The sequence below is a fragment of the Parageobacillus thermantarcticus genome, assembly GCF_900111865.1.
In the GTDB taxonomy this organism is placed as follows: domain Bacteria; phylum Bacillota; class Bacilli; order Bacillales; family Anoxybacillaceae; genus Parageobacillus; species Parageobacillus thermantarcticus.
Window position 1 is genome coordinate 69,383 of the sequence record NZ_FOJS01000007.1, and the last position, 18,115, is coordinate 87,497.

The 18,115-nt window shown below is 44.0% G+C and carries 23 protein-coding genes and 1 pseudogene; 3 read left to right on the forward strand and 21 right to left on the reverse strand.

Annotated elements, in window-relative coordinates; translation table 11 throughout:
- Nucleotides 1-123 precede the first annotated feature (123 nt).
- Complete coding sequence (locus BM278_RS06175; RefSeq protein WP_090948489.1) at nt 124-660, forward strand: hypothetical protein; 537 nt, start codon at nt 124-126, stop codon at nt 658-660.
- A complete protein-coding gene (locus BM278_RS06180) occupies nt 660-929 on the forward strand; it encodes a hypothetical protein (RefSeq protein ID WP_090948490.1) in 270 nt (89 codons plus the stop codon). The genes BM278_RS06175 and BM278_RS06180 overlap by 1 nt, the downstream gene beginning before the upstream one ends.
- A 487-nt stretch (nt 930-1,416) precedes the next feature.
- Here the strand turns inward: BM278_RS06180 and BM278_RS19625 are convergent, their stop codons facing one another.
- The 4 genes from BM278_RS19625 to BM278_RS19185 all read right to left on the reverse strand — a co-directional run bounded on the left by BM278_RS19625 (nt 1,417) and on the right by BM278_RS19185 (nt 2,946).
- Nucleotides 1,417-1,683: a transposase gene (locus tag BM278_RS19625; protein ID WP_143093424.1), complete on the reverse strand. Its 267-nt coding sequence runs from the start codon at nt 1,681-1,683 to the stop codon at nt 1,417-1,419.
- 25 nt (nt 1,684-1,708) lie between these two features.
- Complete coding sequence (locus BM278_RS19630; RefSeq protein ID WP_425272964.1) at nt 1,709-1,927, reverse strand: transposase; 219 nt, start codon at nt 1,925-1,927, stop codon at nt 1,709-1,711.
- The gene (locus BM278_RS06195; RefSeq protein WP_090948493.1) at nt 1,914-2,477 is read right to left on the reverse strand and encodes a helix-turn-helix domain-containing protein; all 564 of its coding nucleotides are present in this window, start codon (nt 2,475-2,477) and stop codon (nt 1,914-1,916) included. The genes BM278_RS19630 and BM278_RS06195 overlap by 14 nt, the downstream gene beginning before the upstream one ends.
- A 250-nt stretch (nt 2,478-2,727) precedes the next feature.
- Entirely contained in the window at nt 2,728-2,946 is a 219-nt protein-coding gene (locus BM278_RS19185; RefSeq protein WP_244151104.1) for a macro domain-containing protein, read from the reverse strand.
- A gap of 314 nt (nt 2,947-3,260) precedes the next feature.
- Here BM278_RS19185 and BM278_RS06205 point away from each other — a divergent pair, with 314 nt between their 5' ends.
- A complete protein-coding gene (locus tag BM278_RS06205) occupies nt 3,261-4,109 on the forward strand; it encodes a DNA endonuclease (protein WP_090948494.1) in 849 nt (282 codons plus the stop codon).
- Between the two features lie 445 nt (nt 4,110-4,554).
- Here BM278_RS06205 and BM278_RS06210 read toward each other — a convergent pair.
- The 17 genes and pseudogenes from BM278_RS06210 to BM278_RS06290 form a co-directional block, all read right to left on the reverse strand.
- A pseudogene (locus BM278_RS06210) lies at nt 4,555-4,668 on the reverse strand (flagellin); the annotation flags it as partial.
- Nucleotides 4,669-5,017: 349 nt separating this feature from the next.
- Entirely contained in the window at nt 5,018-6,166 is a 1,149-nt protein-coding gene (locus BM278_RS06215; protein WP_090948495.1) for a flagellin N-terminal helical domain-containing protein, read from the reverse strand.
- 154 nt (nt 6,167-6,320) lie between these two features.
- Nucleotides 6,321-6,506 (reverse strand): hypothetical protein, encoded by a 186-nt coding sequence (locus BM278_RS06220; protein WP_090948496.1) that lies wholly within the window; start codon nt 6,504-6,506, stop codon nt 6,321-6,323.
- A complete protein-coding gene (gene csrA / locus BM278_RS06225) occupies nt 6,506-6,751 on the reverse strand; it encodes a carbon storage regulator CsrA (protein ID WP_090948497.1) in 246 nt (81 codons plus the stop codon). Before csrA ends, BM278_RS06220 begins: the two co-directional genes overlap by 1 nt.
- A gap of 14 nt (nt 6,752-6,765) precedes the next feature.
- Nucleotides 6,766-7,200 (reverse strand): flagellar assembly protein FliW, encoded by a 435-nt coding sequence (gene fliW, locus BM278_RS06230; protein WP_090948498.1) that lies wholly within the window; start codon nt 7,198-7,200, stop codon nt 6,766-6,768.
- A gap of 17 nt (nt 7,201-7,217) precedes the next feature.
- The gene (locus BM278_RS06235; protein WP_090948499.1) at nt 7,218-7,808 is read right to left on the reverse strand and encodes a DUF6470 family protein; all 591 of its coding nucleotides are present in this window, start codon (nt 7,806-7,808) and stop codon (nt 7,218-7,220) included.
- A gap of 47 nt (nt 7,809-7,855) precedes the next feature.
- Complete coding sequence (gene flgL / locus BM278_RS06240) at nt 7,856-8,791, reverse strand: flagellar hook-associated protein FlgL (RefSeq protein ID WP_090948500.1); 936 nt, start codon at nt 8,789-8,791, stop codon at nt 7,856-7,858.
- A 9-nt stretch (nt 8,792-8,800) separates the two neighbouring features.
- Complete coding sequence (gene flgK / locus BM278_RS06245; protein ID WP_090948501.1) at nt 8,801-10,426, reverse strand: flagellar hook-associated protein FlgK; 1,626 nt, start codon at nt 10,424-10,426, stop codon at nt 8,801-8,803.
- Nucleotides 10,427-10,462: 36 nt separating this feature from the next.
- The gene (locus BM278_RS06250; RefSeq protein WP_090948502.1) at nt 10,463-10,945 is read right to left on the reverse strand and encodes a flagellar protein FlgN; all 483 of its coding nucleotides are present in this window, start codon (nt 10,943-10,945) and stop codon (nt 10,463-10,465) included.
- A 63-nt stretch (nt 10,946-11,008) separates the two neighbouring features.
- Nucleotides 11,009-11,272 (reverse strand): flagellar biosynthesis anti-sigma factor FlgM, encoded by a 264-nt coding sequence (gene flgM / locus BM278_RS06255; RefSeq protein ID WP_042384635.1) that lies wholly within the window; start codon nt 11,270-11,272, stop codon nt 11,009-11,011.
- A gap of 91 nt (nt 11,273-11,363) precedes the next feature.
- Nucleotides 11,364-11,780 carry a TIGR03826 family flagellar region protein gene (locus BM278_RS06260; RefSeq protein ID WP_013876210.1) on the reverse strand — a complete coding sequence of 139 codons (417 nt, stop codon included), beginning with the start codon at nt 11,778-11,780 and terminating at the stop codon, nt 11,364-11,366.
- Nucleotides 11,781-11,833: 53 nt separating this feature from the next.
- On the reverse strand, nt 11,834-12,271 hold the full coding sequence (locus BM278_RS06265) for a YaaR family protein (RefSeq protein ID WP_090948503.1): 438 nt from the start codon (nt 12,269-12,271) through the stop codon (nt 11,834-11,836).
- 11 nt (nt 12,272-12,282) lie between these two features.
- On the reverse strand, nt 12,283-12,528 hold the full coding sequence (locus BM278_RS06270; RefSeq protein ID WP_090948504.1) for a flagellar biosynthesis protein FlhB: 246 nt from the start codon (nt 12,526-12,528) through the stop codon (nt 12,283-12,285).
- The gene (locus BM278_RS06275) at nt 12,525-14,450 is read right to left on the reverse strand and encodes a hypothetical protein (RefSeq protein ID WP_090948505.1); all 1,926 of its coding nucleotides are present in this window, start codon (nt 14,448-14,450) and stop codon (nt 12,525-12,527) included. Before BM278_RS06275 ends, BM278_RS06270 begins: the two co-directional genes overlap by 4 nt.
- Before the next feature lie 60 nt (nt 14,451-14,510).
- A complete protein-coding gene (locus BM278_RS06280; protein WP_090948506.1) occupies nt 14,511-15,218 on the reverse strand; it encodes a ComF family protein in 708 nt (235 codons plus the stop codon).
- Complete coding sequence (locus tag BM278_RS06285; RefSeq protein WP_090948507.1) at nt 15,215-16,711, reverse strand: ATP-dependent helicase ComFA; 1,497 nt, start codon at nt 16,709-16,711, stop codon at nt 15,215-15,217. Before BM278_RS06285 ends, BM278_RS06280 begins: the two co-directional genes overlap by 4 nt.
- A 535-nt stretch (nt 16,712-17,246) precedes the next feature.
- Nucleotides 17,247-18,092: a DegV family protein gene (locus BM278_RS06290; RefSeq protein WP_090948508.1), complete on the reverse strand. Its 846-nt coding sequence runs from the start codon at nt 18,090-18,092 to the stop codon at nt 17,247-17,249.
- Nucleotides 18,093-18,115 lie beyond the last annotated feature (23 nt).

The following is an 18,115-nucleotide window of genomic DNA, read 5'->3' on the forward strand; positions in this document are numbered from 1 at the left end:
AATGATTGCCACAGAAATTTTTCATATATCGTTTGTTTCACCATCATTTCTAACGCATCTACCCGTTAGCCGCCAAATAAGATATAATAAAATTACAAATATTGTATAAAGGAGAGATTGTAAATGGGAATGGAGAATTTAGAGGAATTTTTAACAAAGAAAAAGGAACAAGCCGAAAAAAATAAAATTGACTGGGAACAGAAAAAACAGCAATGGCTAATGGAAATTACAACATTTTATAAGCAAATTCAATCGTTCCTTACACCACTTCAGGAAAAGGGACTGCTATCTTTTGAATGGGAAGAAGTTAAGAAATATGAAGAATACCTTGGCGAATATACGACAAGGAAATTATATGTAAACTTTCCTGATCAACAAGTAGTAATAGAGCCAATTGGAAAAAATATTATAGGCGCCATGGGAAGAATAGACATGATTGAAAAAAATGGAAATATTATGTTTTTATTAGTAGATAAAGAAGCAGAATCACCAAAAATTATGGTTCATTTTGGCGATGGACTGTCAAAAGGTTTAGAAAAAATTCGTGAAACGAAAAATCCCGAATATGCTTGGAAAATTGCAACTCCTCCCCCAAACATAAAGTTTATTGACTTGAACAAAGATTCCTTTTCTGATGCCTTGTTAGGAGTTATTGCCTAGTGAAGAGACGCATCACATTTTCGGGGGAGAATAAAAACCTTGAAGATATTGTTAATTTTTATAATATATGTAAAAGCGCACTTTTAAAATACAAAGAAAATATCAAAAAAGGGCTAGAAATACCCGAAGAATTCATCGGTTTTACACCAGAGAAATTGGATCAATATTTTAAAGATAAAATTAAGGAGCTGGAAAATCTAACGTGTTTAGACTTATTGGCCGCTGTGGAAGCAAAACTGAGAAATAGACTATCTAACAAGAGTATATAATCGTAAAAAAGATAACCTTAGCAGAATATTCCGATGTATTTACAAAGACAAAGCAGAACGCGCTTCTCTCGATGAAGATATTCTCGAAAACTGGAAAGAGCAACATCCTCAAGTGAAAAAATATATAAGCGATTATAAAAGTGCACTGCAATTGCGCCATTGGTTGGCTCATGGGCGGTATTGGACACCAAAGATGGGAAGAGATTACGACTTGTTAACAATATATACGATATGTAAAAACTTAGTCGATTATTTGCAAATATAAAAAGAGAGTCATTAACAAGGAGAGTCATTAACGAAGGTGGTGTCGAAATAACACATTTGACTTATCATCTTTAGAGAGTTTTGGACGCATCTTTATTGATAGGGTGTTGGACTTCCTGCGAGCTCATACAATGCACTTCCACCTTTTTTAAATGTTCAAAAGCCGTTTCCGTACTTCATCCCCCCATCTATATAGATGCACCTTGAAAAGTTAACTTCTCGATTACGCTGCACACCCCAGGCGTTGCAGCACTTCCTCCGGGCGTTCATGGATGTAGTCCACAAACCGGGCAACGGCTTGGACGATATCGTTTCGATCTTTGTGAAACACATTGGCAATGACGGTATCTTTCAGCCATTTCCACAAGCGTTCGATCGGGTTCAGTTGCGGTGAATACGGAGGAAGGTAAATGAAGTGAAAACACTGTCCTTCTTCCCGCAAAAACTCTCTCACCATTTTGGCGTGATGAATTCGAGCGTTATCCAGCACCAAGACGATGAGCCGGTCCGGGTAACTAACGCTCTTTGAGAACTCGCAGGAAATCTAAAAACGTTGTAGCATTGGCTGCCCCTGCTTGATGAAGAACCGTTTCGCCATCGTGGACGTTGACCGCGCCAAACAGCGATATGTGGGCATGATGGCCGAACGTCGGCACTTGCTTTTGACGGCCAACCTCTGACCATGTCATACGCAACACATGATACGACCGGATATGCGTTTCATCGATGTACAACAGGACGGAATCCGGATCCATTAAGTTTTTTTATCAGGTCCATTTGTTTCTCGAAGTTTTTTTGCCGGTCCGGATCTCCTTTCGCCAACGTGTAGATCGGCCGGGTCCAAGAAAGTCCTTTTCGATGCAAGAGCTTTCGTAATGCTTCGCGGGAAATGGATATGCCGTAATGGTGGGACACATAGGATTGAAGGATGTTCGTATTCCACGCCGAAGCGATGTCCCAGCCCAGCTCCGCGGGTGTCGTGGTCAACACAAGGTGTTTGATCTCTTCCTGTTGTTCTTCGGTGAGAAACGGCTCCCGCCCAGGGGCAAAATCCCGATGAAGCAGGAGTTCAAGGCCGCCTTCGTTAAAAAGCGACACATAATGGGAAACGGTTTGGCGGCACACATTGACCATGGAAGCAACCTCTTTGCCCAAATAGCCTTCCATGACAAGGCGGACTGCCATCACACGTTGGCGGAGATGAGCGTTTTTGATCTTCCGTTCCTGCTTGCGGAGTTTCCGAGGCGTCCATCCGTGATCATGGGTGATTTTCAGCGGTTTCATGTCTGATTCCGCTCCTTTTCCATGCTTTTCCTTAGGAGCAGTATAACCGGAATGGGCACCACTTATGCGAAGGTTAACTTTTCAATGAGCATGTATATAAATCCACTCTTTCCACATTCGAACGGTAGAAGCGCAATCGATTTTTTGTCAAGACCTTAACCGCTTTTATGAAATCCACCAATCCTAGTCCAATATGTTCCATATGTGATTTACCTTTCTAATGGCGTTTGTTTTATAGGAAAATTAATAATTATTTTGAGATCAACAACGATTTCGTGGAAACGACATACATTTTGCCTGGCTGCACTTCCTTGCGGCGGCAAGCCTTTTCATACTCCGAAAACATTTCCGGGTATGCTTGCTTAAATTGCAGAGCGATTCCTTTCCCCATCACGCCAACACAATTTACTGTATTCACCAAAGCTTCTGCTTCATCTTCCAAGAGATTGCCTTGTTTTAGGATGATCATTGTATCACCTCAATAAATTTATCCCTATTGTAATAGTCATCAATCACTTTGTAAAATATTCCTATTTTTAGTTATTGATAAATAGTAATTATCTCCATAGGATATTTTAGAGCAATCTTATTATTCGGAAATTTTTTGAAATTTATCGACTTTCCTTAAAAAATCTATCATTCCGTTACACATAGCTTATATAATGACTAAAACGCTACCCCATAATAAAATTAGTCAAATGGCCACCTAAACCTTTCAAAAACATGAGGGATACATTATAATAAATGTATATCGAACATACGTTCCATAAAGAGGTGAAATAAATGCACGATTTCTTACAGTTAACTCCCGTACAACAAAACATCCTTGTTGCCAGCATTATTGGCGACGGAGAAATTACAAAGCTTTATAAAAATAGTAGGAGGAAAAATCACAGTTATCGGGAGCATTTTGGCATTGACCAAGAAGAATATCGAAAATGGAAAGTTTCATTTTTTAACGACCTTTTATATATCACACGTAAAAGTCAATGCGTCCGCTCATTATCACTGCCATTGTTTACAAAGCTATATCCTCATTTTTATCACGATGACGGCTCTAAGCACATACCGCTTTCTTTGTTACCATATTGTACGCTGCCGCATTTTCTTTCCGTTTTGTATATGGACGATGGCTCACTCTGTATTTCTTCCCAAGTAAATCGGCGAAAGAAACGCATTTATTTAACGCCTCATATTTATCTCTACTTGCAATGTTACCCGCCCCACGAACTGCAACAATTACAGAATCATATTTTTACTCATTTTGGCATCACGTTTCGTTTAAGCAAACGTCCCGATGGTCAAGGCAGTATTTTAAAAACGACATCGGTCAAAGATACGCTCCTCTTTCTTGAAACGATCGCCCCTGTTATTCATGACTGCCCTTCTATGTATTACAAAACCAACTGGAACGAACGATTTAAAGCAGAGAAACGCAAATGGAAAAGCAAGCTTCCGGATTTCGATATTTTCGTAAGCAGCACCGAGCGCGTGAAACCGTATTCCATTGAAGAAATACGGTTATTGAAAGAAATGAAGCAAAAAGGAGCTACGATCCAAGAAATCGCAGACGCTCTGCAAAGAAGCTATTGGTCTGTTGTGTATAAATGGAGAGAGATAAAAGATAAATAAGGTGTTCATGAAAAAAGAGACCCTAGATAACCTAAGGTCTCTTTGCGTTTCGTTATGATTAACGAAGCAATTGCAATACTCCTTGTGGTTGTTGGTTGGCTTGCCATGCCTCAACGTCTTTCGAACGTTGTGTAGACTACATCTTCACCCTCAGCTTTACCTGTTAGGGGCTGGGCGCTTCGGTTCGGCACTTGCCTCCCCTACGGACTTCATCACCATAGCGTTTCGCCTTAGGTGGTATGTCCTAGTCGTTGAACCTTCTCCACCCTTTCGGGACAGGAGCTTGGCTGCTGGTTGCCCATTGTTGCATCTTTCCTTTTTTCAAGCCGTCACGCCTGCCGTTTCCAGCTACGTTGTGGCAAGGAAAGCTTTAGGGGTTCCCAGCAATTCACCCAGTGATCCTCTTAGCCGTTTCCAGCTAAGACGCCCTGCAAATATCCAGCCGTTATCTTAATAACTGCAATACTCCTTGCGGCTGGCTATTTGCTTGAGCCAACATCGCTTGCGCTGCTTGAGTAAGAATGTTGTTCTTTGTGAACTCCATCATTTCTTTGGCCATCGTGCCACCCTCACTTTCGTGTAGGGACAAGACTACATCTTCACCCTCAGCTTTACCTGTTAGGGGCCGGGCGCTTCGGATGATACAGGACGATGGAGGAATCCTGTCCACCCTATGGACTTCATCGCCATAGCTTTTCGCCTTAGGCGGTATGTCCTAGTCGTTGAACCTTCTCCACCCTTTCGGGACAGGAGCTTGGCTGCTGGTTGCCCAATCCTTTGACTTTTTCAGCCATCACGCCTGCCGTTTCCAGCTACGTTGTGGCGTCAAAGGCTCTAAGGGGTTTCCAGCAATTCACCCGGTGATACTCCTAGCCGTTTCCAGCTAGGACGACTGTGCCTGTCGCCATTTAAGCGGCTAAGGCATAATCTACGTCACGGATGCGGGATTCCGCTGCTGTTAAGTTTTCAGCAGATGTTCCTAAGTTATTGATCGTATGTTCCAAACGGTTTTGGTAAGCACCGAGTTTAGCACGTTCTGCAGAAACTTTCTCAATTGCATTGTTAATTGTAGTAATTGCAGCATTAGCAGCCGCTTGGGATGAAATATCAATTCCACCAACTTCAACAGAGGCTCCATCAGTTAATGCCGTCGATACCGAGAAAACGGTAGTAGTACCATCTTCTGCACTTGTAAACGTCTTTCCGTCCGTTGTCGTTGCAACAATCTTACCATTAACATCCTTTAAGGCCTTAGCGGTATCGTCATAAGTATAACTACCCGCTTGCAAGCCATTATTTGTTGCCTCAGTTATACCGGTAGCATTTCCACCGCTAATTGTGACTTTAGTCACGACATCACTGAAAGCAAGAGTGTCATCTGTACCAGCGAGAGTAAATGTTTTTCCATCAGCGCTCGAGGCAACTATCTTTCCAGTAGAATCTACCAGATTGAAGTTTTCATCTACGGTATAAGTCCCATCAGCAAAATCTGCGTCAGTTGTTGTGGTATTATCAGCTATTGTCCCTGCTACTTCAACCTGAACTTTCCCGGCAACACCCAAGTTAAAACCTCTCATATCATTTATCTGTAAAGAAAGGTTTTGGCCTTCATTCGCACCAATATGGAAGATCCCTTTAAAAGAACCGTCTAACAGCTTCTGAGTGTTAAATTCAGTTGTTGCTCCAATACGAGACAACTCTTGAGACAATTGATCCACTTCTTTTTGTAGCTCTGCACGGTCAGTTGCTGTGTTTGTATCATTGGCAGCTTGAACCGCTAACTCACGCATACGTTGAAGAATCGCATGTGTTTCGTTTAACGCGCCTTCAGCAGTTTGGATAAGCGAGATGCCATCTTGCGCATTCTTAGAAGCCATTTCCAAGCCACGGATTTGCCCGCGCATTTTTTCCGAGATCGCAAGACCTGCTGCATCGTCGCCAGCGCGGTTAATGCGCAGACCGGAAGATAGTTTTTCCATGTTTTTCGATACAGCGCTTTGGCCAATAGTTAATTGGCGGTACGTGTTCAACGCCGCAATGTTGTGGTTAATTCTCATATTCCCTTCCTCCTTGAAATTTTTTTATTCCACGTCCTTGTGGAATGATAGATTTGCGGATAGGAAGAAAGTCGGCCGCCTTTCTTCGCTATGCCGCGTTCACTTTTTATATCGGTTTGCTTTTAAAAAGTTTTAATAGGTTGGAAAAAATTTTTTAGATTTTGATGTCGAGAAATTGGGAAAATGGAGAAGGCTGCTGGATTTCTTTAATAATGCGCGCCGGATCGTCTTTATGTTTGTTAATCATTTCGTTTAATGCTTGTTCGGCAATCTCCTTATTATCTTCCACAATGCGCGCGATGACACCTTGTACTGGCACTCCGCCGATGCTGAAGCCCATCACTGTTTCCCCCCTTTCAAATGTTTCAATTGTTCGTTCAACTCTTCTAGCGATGTTTTCGAGGCAAGGGAGGCGGCGCTGTTTTCGGCTTGGATGGCGAGATAAATTTCTTTGCGATGAATTTCGACATGTTTCGGCGCGTTGATGCCAAGCTTCACTTGATCGCCTTGGATGGCAAGGATGGTGATTTCAATGTCATCGCCGATTTGGATCGCTTCGTCTCGTTTGCGTGTGAGCACAAGCACGCTTGCCGCCTCCTTTATTTCGCCACTTTTTCTGGAAAAAGGCGATGTTTTGTTTTATAGTTTGTATTGGTTAAAATAACTTGCTTGCCAAGACGTTGATGAACGTTAATGACAATCGGCGCCTGCAAGTTCGCCGTCGTGTTATCGAACGGGTCGACAACAGTTAAAATGACGTACAAGGCGACATCTTGTTCTCCCGTGATTTGAAGTTGCTCGAGCGTGTTGTCATCGAGCTCGATTTCGTACGTTGGAAAGTATGAAAACGGCTCGATCAAAACAAAGCCAAGTTCGGGAGTTTTTACCGACTGCAAAATGACAAACGGCGTATCCTCAAGCGGCAATAAAACAAATTGCTTTTCGTCCAAAAAACCCGGAATGCCGTGTTCAAAATGAAAAATATCCTTTTCGTTAATCTCAATTTCACCATGATATTTTGTACAAAGCTTCATTATTCCACACCTTTTTGTTAAATGGAAATTTCAAAATTAGTGCCAACAAACCGTAAGTTAACGAAATCGATTTTTAATGAATTGCGTTGTGCAAGATCTATCGTCACTTTTCCCGGTGTATAATTGATAATCGGCTTGTTTATTTTTGTACTATTAATCGGTTTATTGACTTTGACATCAATGTGCACCTTCGCTGGTTCAAAGTTTATTTTTACACTAAAAGGAGATGGAATCCAGCCAATATTGAAGTCGTAGATCGGATCTTCACTGTTTTCTTTTGCCTGCTCGGCGATCGGGTTGCCGCCGTCTTCAATCCTCATTAATTCATCTCCCTGCCGGGACACGCGGGCAATGCCTTCTAGCCAATCTTTATAACCTTGTTGTGCAAATTCTTCAATGCGGCGGAAAATATGTTTCAAATCCATGTCTTCCCATGCTTTTGTTTGGTCAATGGTGAGTTTGGCTGGTGTCGTTTCAATCTTCATTTCCGCCGGCGGTTGCTGCAGGTCAAGCTCTGCCGGCGGCTGTTTGATTTCTTGCACAGGCGGCGTCGTTTGGATCGCGATTTTCGCAAATGTAGACTGTAAACGAATTTGCGGCAGCTGCATATTTTCGCCCTCCTAGAGGAAAAGCTATCTTGCCCTCACAAGATAGCTTAACGCAAAAAGTCAAGAAGCGTCGGCTGAATAATGCGGGCGCCAACACCTAGCGCGGCGCGATGGACGCTTTCTTGCGTTTTTAAATCCATGATGACGCGTTCTATGTCCGCATCCTCATTGTCTGACAACATGCGGTTGGCAATCACTTCTTGCTGATCGATCCTGCTTTCCATTAACTCAATCCGATTCAAACGTGCTCCCAATTCCGCACGAGCGTTTAAGAAATTATTAATATGACTATCAATATAACTAAGGTATTGACTTAAATCTTTTCCTGATGTCGATGGATTGTTCAAAGCTTGTTCCAATAACTTCAAATCGCTGAACAATCCGTTTCCCGGTTGTGGGGAAGCAAAATTTCGGTCGTAACTAAACACTTTTGTCGGATCAACGTTGACTGGGATATAAATCCCTTTTGACAATTCGATTTTGACCTCATTTGAGTTGCTCGACACCGGCAATGCTGATGGCGGCATTTGATTTACCAGATTTAAATCCACTGGCTGCTGCAATGTATCCGTACCGTTAAAAATATATTTATCCCCAACTTTCGTGTTTGCGATCGAGACGAGATGGTTTGTCAGCTGCTGAATCTCTTGCGCAATCGCGGCTCGTTGGCTTCCCTCATACGTATCATTGCTCGCTTGGACGACAAGTTCGCGGATTCGATGCAATGCTTGCGTCGCTTGATCAAGCGCCGCGTCCGAGTTTTCAATCCAGTTGTACGCTTCGGAAAAGTTGCGCTTATATTGCTCCACTTCCGTTAAATTCGTGCGATACATCATCCCTTTCATCGCAACAACCGGATCATCGGAAGGGCGATTAATTTTTTTTCCTGTTGACAGTTGATCTTGATATTTGCCCAATCTCGCATAACTGGCACTCAAGTTTCTAAGCATATTCTCTGTCAACATTCCTTGTGTGACGCGCATTTCATTCACCTACCTTCCCACAATGCCCATGCCGTTAATAATTTTATCGAGCATTTCATCGATGACGGTAATTTGGCGTGCCGCTGCATTGTAAGCGTGCTGAAATTTGATCATATTTGTCATCTCTTCATCTAGTGACACAGAGCTGACTGACTGGCGACGCTCATCTACGGATTGGCGCAATACCTCACTGTTATCTTTTAGGCGGTCAGCTTGTTGCGCATCTACGCCAAGTCTTCCAATCCATCCTTCGTAATTTGACTTGATTGTACCGCTTGCTAGGCGCGGCGGCGTCGGTCCGAGATTATTTAAATTAATAGATATATCTATTAAGTCCACGGTTCCGGAAGATAAAAGTATTTGTCCAACACTGGCTAGATTAAGAGCATTGTTTCCATTTCCCGGTTTACCATCTGTTGATGCCGCGATTTTCGAAAGATCATTAATTGCCGCTGATAACTTAATGTTCTTAGCAGCTCCCGGAACTGTTAATGTTGCTTCATCAAAGAATTCCACATTATTTGTACCGTTAAGTCCATAGCCCTGTTTATGAATAGCGTTAAATACTTTTCCAAACGTATACGCTAGCTTATCCAAATTGTTAATCATTTCTGGATAAATACCTTTTTCATTCCCTGAACCATCTTTATAACCAAATGATTCCATTAATCCACGCAATTTGCCGGTTGGAAAGACTACTTGATTTGTCAATGTAATCGGAATAGAATTTCCTCCTAAATTCACACTATCAACGGCTGGCCCTGGCGTTTCGTTAATTCCATCTCCATCAATATCTTGACCATTTGGGAAAGATAGCGATTGATAAGAAATTCCTTGAACCAAATAAATTATATTGCCGTTGCCATCTTTAATAGGGTTGCCATTGCTATCAACAAGGTAAATATTGTATTTTCCTTCTGCAATTTTTAAAGAGTTTCCGCCACTTGGCACCTTTTCGACCCGCACATTAATAAGTTGGGAAAGTTGATCGACAAGGCGATCGCGTTCATCATATAAGTCGTTCGGCAAGTAGCCAAGCGGCTCGACTTCGCTGATTTGCTGGTTGATTTTGCTGATTTGTTGTGCCAGAGAGTTGATTTCTGTAATCGTGACACCAATTTCATGACCTAAATCATTTTTAATTTGTGATAACGAGTCATATAAATAATGAAACGTTTCCACAACAGCCAATCCACGTTGCCGAACGACGGAACGCGCCCCTTCATTTTCCGGATGCACGCTTAAATCTTCAAGCGCTTGCCAAAATTGATCCATCGCCTTCGCTAAGCCGCTGTCTGACGGCTCGTTCATAATCTCTTCCATTTTTTTTAGGGCGTCCGCCCGCGCTTCCCAGTAGCCAAGTTTGTTATTTTCCCCGCGATATTGCAAATCTAAAAAGCTATCGCGCACCCGCTCAATAGAACCGGCTTCGACCCCCGTCCCCATCTGTCCCGGAATTTGCGGACGGTTCATCGAAGCTGGCGGATATGGCTCGGTCTGTTCAAAATTGACGCGCTGGCGCGAATAACCGGGCGTATTCGCGTTGGCAATATTATGCGCGGTCACATATAACGCCGTTTGCTGAGTAAACATGCCACGTTTGGCCACTTCTAAGCCATGAAACGTCGATCGCATCGCTTTTTCCCCCAATACTAAAAAATTGCTTGTTCACTAAGCTCTTGAATCAAATAACGAACTTCCGCCGTCATAAGCAGATGACGCCACGTTCGGTTTCCGGTAATTCACTTCTTTCGGCTGCGGCATGAGCATATTCAGCATGACATGGACAAATTGCAATGATTGCTTGGCCAGCTGCTCGTTTAATTGGTTCACATTTTTTAATTCCGACAGCACCGCTGATAAGTCATCCCGCAGTTTCTCAAGCATGGCCCGTTCCGTTCCTTCTGTTTGCAAAATGCACGCTGTTAATGTCGGTTCGTCCGTCTCGCCGATCATCGCGTGAACAACACGAATGCGTTCCTGCTCAACACGGCCAATGGCCGCAATATATTTTTGTTCTTCTTTCACAATTCCGTTCAGTGCTTCCGTATCGCCTTTTTTTAGCACTTCCGTTTTTTTGTTTGCCAGCTCCAGCAAACCTTTATGCAGTTTCACATGGTTTTCTAGCACCTCTATTAATTGTTTGGCAGACAATCCAATCTCTCCCTGAAAGTACATAAAAATTAAACCAGTATTACGCGTAATACTGATTTTCTTTTAATTGTCAAAATAAAATCGATATACACTTTTCGCAATTTCCTTCGCGTCAATTTTATATGTCCCGTTTTGCACTTGCTCCTTTAACTTGCGCACTTTTTCTTGATGTTCGACCGTCCATTGGGAAAGCTGCTGCAGTTCTTTCGCCGCTGCGGAAATTTCCACTTTATCTTGTTTAATGTCATTTTTTTTCACTTGCGTCTCTTTATCAAATTGCCGTTTATAAGGATTAATGCCTGGCAGGCCGAATTTGTCAATTCTCATGAAAATCCCCCCTTTTAACATGCCCTGTGCCGTTCGTTGCCGCAACTTCTATCTATATTATCGGCAAACGCAAAAGATTGTTAACAACCATTCAAAATTTATTTTCGTCGTTCCTTTTCGTATAATAAATGCTTTCTGCCTGACGGCGCTTTTTCCTTTCTTCATCTTTTTGCAGCTCTTCTAACTGTTGGTTTAAGTCTTTTAAACAGTTTTCGCACAATTTGCCTTTGCGAATCAACGTGCCACAGCGGGCGCAAGGATATGTTAAATTTGGAAATTGCGCAAGTTTCAGCCGGCCGCTTTGAATAAATTTAATCAGCAGCGATTCCTTTACTCCTGTTGCGTCAACAATTTGCGCCATTGTCGCCATGCGGTTTTCTCTTTTCCGCAAAAAATGGTAAACTTTCTCAAACGCCTCTTCTTCCTCTTTATAGCAATCCTCACAAATATCACGAAACGAAGTTTTAACAAATAAACGTCCGCAGTTTGGGCAATTCGCTAAATTCATTGCTTATCCTCCCCATATTCCTCTCTCCTTTTATTATAAGACATAAGAAACGCTTACGTATAAATATTGATGATTAACCCTTGAATTTCCCCGATTGTGCCTAAAAGGTCGATTCCTTGTTTTTCTTTTTGCAACACCGCATTCGTGAGATCGATAAGCTTTTTATCCACTTCTTTCACCATTTTGTACAAACGCGACCGGCCGCTCCAATTGAAACCATGTTGTTCTGACAATCGCAAACCGTTTTGTACCGCATCATCCAGCAGCTTTTTCACAAGCCGTTTATATTTTCGCAAATCTTCCACCGAACGCGATTCTGCTAATTTTTTTCCTTGTTCTTCGATTTCTTTCGCAAGCTGACGAAATCGTTCGAGCGCGAGTGCTTCGTTTTGCTTTGCCACGACTTCTGCAAACGATACAGACGAGGAAGCAGCTGCCTCTTTTTTGCTTACATTCATCATGTTCGCTTTCGTGATTTTTTGAATTTCCACATGAATCTCCCCTATTGTTGTTCGATGCTTTTAATTAATTTCAAAATTTCCCCAATGACCGCATAAAGCTGTGAAGGAACGCGATTTTCCGGATCAACTAAATGTTTGACAAGCGCTGAATCGTCTTGCATCGGAACGTGTTGTTGCTGCGACAGCTTGATCATTTCGTTTACAGTATGGATTTTCGGTTCCGACAGCTGATCGGCTCCGCTTTGATAACTTTTGAGCGCAGAAAAATGTTGATAACCGTTTTTCATACTTTCCAATCATACCCTTTCCCGCTATTTCTTTCGTTCGCTTCCGTTGTTTCCACCGCTGTTTTTTGCTCTTTTTGTTCATTATTCATTTTTGCAAAAGCAATTCCTTTCACATTGTAGCCGATTTCCTCCAGATTTTCTTTAGCCGCCTCTGTTAATGATTTTAACGTTTCGGCAAGTTCCGCGCTGTCCGTTTTAATGGTTACCGTTAAATCTCTTTCTAACGCCTGTAGCAAAATCCCGATTTTCCCGTATTTTTCCGTGTCGAGTAAAAAGTAAAGGCTGCAATTTTGCCAATCGAGCTTTCCTCCATCATTCCGCGAGTTTAAATAAATGTGGACCGTTTCGATTCGGTCGTTCAATAACATCGGCACTTGATAAAACATCGTTTGCGTATGGTTGCTGGTGTCAAATTTGCTTAGTAGCTGCTGGCCTGTCATATTCGCCAAAGCGTGTTCGGCTTGCTGTGCGATCATGCCATGTTCTCCTTGGCTTAATTTCAACAACAGCGCCTTTATATTTTGCGGTTCTATGGACGGCTGCTTAAACAGGAAGGAGCGAAAAACATCTTTTTCATGGTGAAACCCTAATTGCCGGAATTGTTCAAACGTATTTCTTGCCGAAACTTCCTCACCGTGCGGAGGCTTTAATATTTTCTCTAATTGCGTAAAAATTTGCTGCTTCGGTGCCGCTTCCTGCACATCTACATTGAAATGAAAAGCGGAAACAAAATGTTTTACTTTTACGTCTGCCGGCTGAAAGCGAATCCCTCCAAGCAAATTCTTTACTTCATTCACGATTTTTAAAGCTTCGTTCTGCTTTCCTTCAGCAAGCAGCTGCTTCGCTTCCGCCAATTTCGCGCTTGCTTGAAGCATCTGTTTCTCTGTTTTCATATCGGTAAAAAGCATAAACTCTCCTTGCAAAATAGCGCGGTCTAACGTATGAATCACGGCTTCGACGAATTGTTTTGCTTGCTGGCGCGCCGATGTTTGTCCGCTGTTCAATAAAAACGCCGCGTTTTCCAGCTTCTTATTCATCTCTATTTGCAGCTTTTTAAAATCAAGCGCCGCTTGCGATAGTTTTTCCGTAATCGTCTTCACGATCATATTTTTGGCTGGGGCGGGGAATGCTTGCATCCATTCCTCATTCCAATATGGCAATTCCGTTTGTTGCCCTTCCGCCATTTCTACAGATGCAGAAATGTGGCGTTTTTGAGGGACTTCTTGCTCTTCCATTAAATCTGTTTCGTCTTGAGAATGGACAAACTTTGTGCTATCGTGACCGAAATCGTGGTTGTTCTCCTCGAAAACTTGTAAACTGTTCTCCGCTGAAGTTTGTAAACCGTTCCCCAGCGAAGCTTGTAAACTGTTTTCTATTGAAGATTGCAAGCGCGGCAAAAGATGAAGACGATCTGCCAGCTGCGTTAAAACTTCGCCCAACGGTTCGCCATGTAGCGCTTCATGGATGGACCATAGATGGGATTCGGTCACTTCAAGCTTCTTATTCGCAAGCGCTTTTATCGTTTCCAATTTTTCGTTCAGCGTCCCCATTGCTTTTTCGAAAAAGCGCCTTAATATCGCTTTTTCTTCCTTAGATAGACGAATTCCTTGCGCCAGCAAAATTTGTTCAGCTTTCTCCAGTTCGCTGGCAGGAAATAAACCGGCGGCGGCATCATTTGTTTTCGCTGTTTTCGGCACTGCTTGCACTTGCAACACACCATCTTTTATGCCAACAATCCGCACAACAACTTGATCTTCCTTCGGCATTTCTCCTTGAAAGCGAACGAGCACATCCTGCCCTTTCACCGTTACAATCGCTTCATCGTTGCTTAACTTTTCCTTCATCGTTGCGAAAAACGTTTCTCCCTCTTTCAAAGAAAACGGCATTGGGTCGGTCATGATGAAATCGTTACGAACTTGCATTTCTTTCACGCTCCCGCACTATCTTCGCTATCTTTAATATCGGCATGTTTTCCTACAATATTAACCTCTTGCCAATGTAATCGAAGAAACAGAGGCGGCGCCAGCCTTAAGTAGCACCTTCGCCGCATGCCTTAACGTTGTTCCTGTCGTATAAATGTCGTCGATTAATACAATATGTTTGCCACGCAAAGATGTTTTTTCCGAGAGGCGAAAGACGTTTTCTGTCCGCAGCCGCTCAAGGCGCGATTTTTTTGACTGTTTTTCCAAGTGGCGGCGGCAAAGTGGTTCATAAATGGGAAGAGCAAGCAGTTCGGCGAGCGCCTTTGCTTGGTTAAATCCGCGTTCGTACAGACGCTCATCGCTGAGAGGAATCGGGACGATGCAAAAGGTATTGTCGAAATGGCGGTAAAATTCGCGGCAAAACTCGTCCTGAAACGCTTGGACAATCGCGTAGTCGCCGCGAAATTTCCAAAGCGCGACCACTTCCTTCATAAATTCATTGTACATATACACCGACCGATTTTTCGTTAACACATCTTTCCATTCATCATCCTTTTGCCATTGAACACAATCAGCGCATAATTTCCCTTGGCGATGCGATCGTTCAAGACCGGCGAAAGGCCGGCCGCAAATATCGCAAATTTCTCCATCAATTTTCACAAAAGCGCCGCGGCATTTCACACAAAGGCAATCCGCGTTTTTTAACGTCAAAAAATGTTGCCAGCTCGCGAGCGGATTGTACGGCGCATGACAAATCAAGCAATTCATTGCGTTTTCAACAGCCCCCTTTCCGCCGCCTCCTTATTCATCCTTTCAATCTGCCGCTTTGCCGCAACCATTCCCTTCGTCTTGCCGTAATGGAAAAAGCGGATGTCGCCGTCCGGATATTGGGCGCTGCGGCCGACGCGGCCAGCAATTTGCACGAGCGCGCTTTCCGTGAAAATGTCGTCTTCGGCGCCGAGCACGGCAACATCGATGTTTGGAACGGTCACGCCTCGTTCTAAAATGGTTGTAGTGACAAGAAGCGGTATGCGACCGTCGCGAAACGCCTGCACTTTCTCCGCGCGCTCCGGATCTTCCGCGTGGACTCCTTCGATCCGCTCATCCAATTGTTTTAGTATACGCACAACTTTCTCGAGGACATCAATATGGGGGACGAATAAAAACGCTTGTTTTTCTGTTTCAATGCGGGATTGGACCCATGCCATCACGTTGCGGGGAAGGCTTCCTCGCTTTAGCTGCCTGCGCCAGTTTCCGCACCATTCGAAGGATGGGACTGGGAGAGGAAACCTGTGGTAGCGGGCGGGGATGGTGACGGCTTTCCGTGTGCCGCGCCTGATTTCCCGCTGCCACGCCGGATGCGGAGTCGCGGTTAAATAAATCAGGCTGGACTTTTCTTTGCGCGCTTTTGCGGCGGCGTATTCGAGCATTGGCTCAACGGAGTACGGAAAGGCATCAACTTCATCAATCACCATCACGTCAAAAGCGCGGTAAAACCGTAAAAGTTGATGTGTGGTGGAAATAACAAGCGGGGCGAATTTGCCGCGGTCTTCGCTGCCGCCGTATAAAGCGATCAATGGCACATTCGCAAACGCTTGTTTCAAACGCGGGGCAAGTTCACGCACGACGTCGATCCTCGGTGTAGCGATGCATACGCGTTTTCCCATCTCCAACGCCCGCGCGATTCCTTGAAACAGCACCTCCGTTTTCCCGGCTCCGCACACCGCCCAAATAACCAATTCGCCATTCTGCGCGATCGCGTTCTCGACCGCATCGGCGGCCCGTTGTTGCCCTTCGGATAACGTTCCGTTCCAAGAAAGCGGGGAAAGGTAACGGGATTGCGGAAAAGAAAAGCGGGACACAACGAGCGGCGTGCATTCGCTGACGCGCCCCATCATAATGCATTTGCGGCAATACGTACAAACGGTATGGCAGCGGGCACAAGGAAACGAGGCGAAAAAACGGCCATCCTCGTTTCCGCATCTCATGCAGCGCCATCCATGTTTCGTTTTTACAATTCCTTTTTCATAAGAAAGATAGCCGTGTTCATAATGGGCTTGGATGAGATCGAGAGGAAATGGGAGTTCTTCCAAAAGAAGCTGTCTTCCTTCCACAAATGAAAGGAGTTCCGCGGAGTAATGAAACCCTGGGGTTAGCTGAATCGAAGGCGGGAAATCGATATGGCTGATCGGCTTGGCATCTTTATCATTTTTTGCCAGCGTTTCAGGGATAAGCCTTCCTTTGTCCACGATAAAACGCATATACTTCCTCCATTTCCCTATTATTAGTCACGTTCTCGTTATTGTATAAAATTCATCCAGTAAACTTGGACTACTAAAATAAAACCTCTTTTTGCTAGTTTCTTTTCACATAATTTCCATCTTATATCACATAAACGAGCAACGAGCAGCTTTGAATGATAACGCCAAATCCAGCACTTCGACGTGCAAATTTGGATCTCCACAAAATAAAACAACCGTTGCCGCTTTTCACACAAATTGGGGCTATATCCTCTTTATGGCTTCATGGATGATGCACAAAATGTTGCTGGACCAGAAAAAGTCCAGCGAACTCGGGAACGCCGGAAACGAAAATCGTTTCTATTTCCGGAATCTAATCCTTCGTTCTGTTCCCGTTTTTCTTTGCACATCGAAGCGCTCCTTTTTGGAAAGGGGCAAAAACGATGCTTTTCTTTTTTTACCAAATTTTTAGGAAGTATCGCATTACTATGCGGTGGGTGCAGGAAGCAAAATTTTGGAAAGCCTCGCATCAATAGCGGCATAGGAAGCAGCAAAATTACGGCTGATACCACGTCAGTCCTAACGCGCCTTCGCCAAGGTGGGTAGCGATGACGGGACCGAAATAGCTAATCGTAAACTCGACGTTCGGATAAAGGCTTGATAACCGTTCCTTCCATTGTTCCGCCTCATCTGGGCGGTTGGCATGAATGATCGCCGCTTTTAACGGCACGCCTTTGGCCGCGTCTTCTGCCAATAATTCTTCAATCCGTTTGATCGCTTTTTTGCGCGTGCGAATTTTTTCAAACGGAACGATCACTTTATTTTCAAAACAAAGCAGCGGCTTGATTTGCAGCAGCCCGCCGATAAACGCCTGCGCGCCTGTCAATCTTCCGCCGCGCTGCAAATGCGCCAAATCGTCGACCATAAAGTAGGCGCGCAACGTTTTTTTCATTTCATCGATCCGCGCGATGATTTCCTCCGGCGTTTTTCCGTCAAGCGCCATCTTTGCCGCTTCGATCGCGTAAAAGCCTTGGGCCATGCAGCTGATTTCCGAATCGTACGCGTATACTTTCAGCCCATCGACCATATTTCCTGCCGTCAGCGCGCCTTGGTATGTCCCGCTGATGCCGCTTGAGAGATGGATGCTGATGACCGCATCGTACCCTTCGTCGCGGAGCGATGTAAACAGCTCAACAAACTCGCCAACCGCTGGCTGTGAAGTCGTCGGCAAATTTTTATGCTGCTTTACTTTTTCGTAAAATTGTTCCGCACTGATATCGACTTCCTCGCGGTACGTTTCCCCGCCAAACGCAACGCTCAGCGGAATCATCCGAATCCTCAACCGATCGCGCACATCTTTTGGAATGTACGCGGTGCTATCCGTTACAACTGCTGTTTTCATCGTCCATACCTTCCTTACCGTTT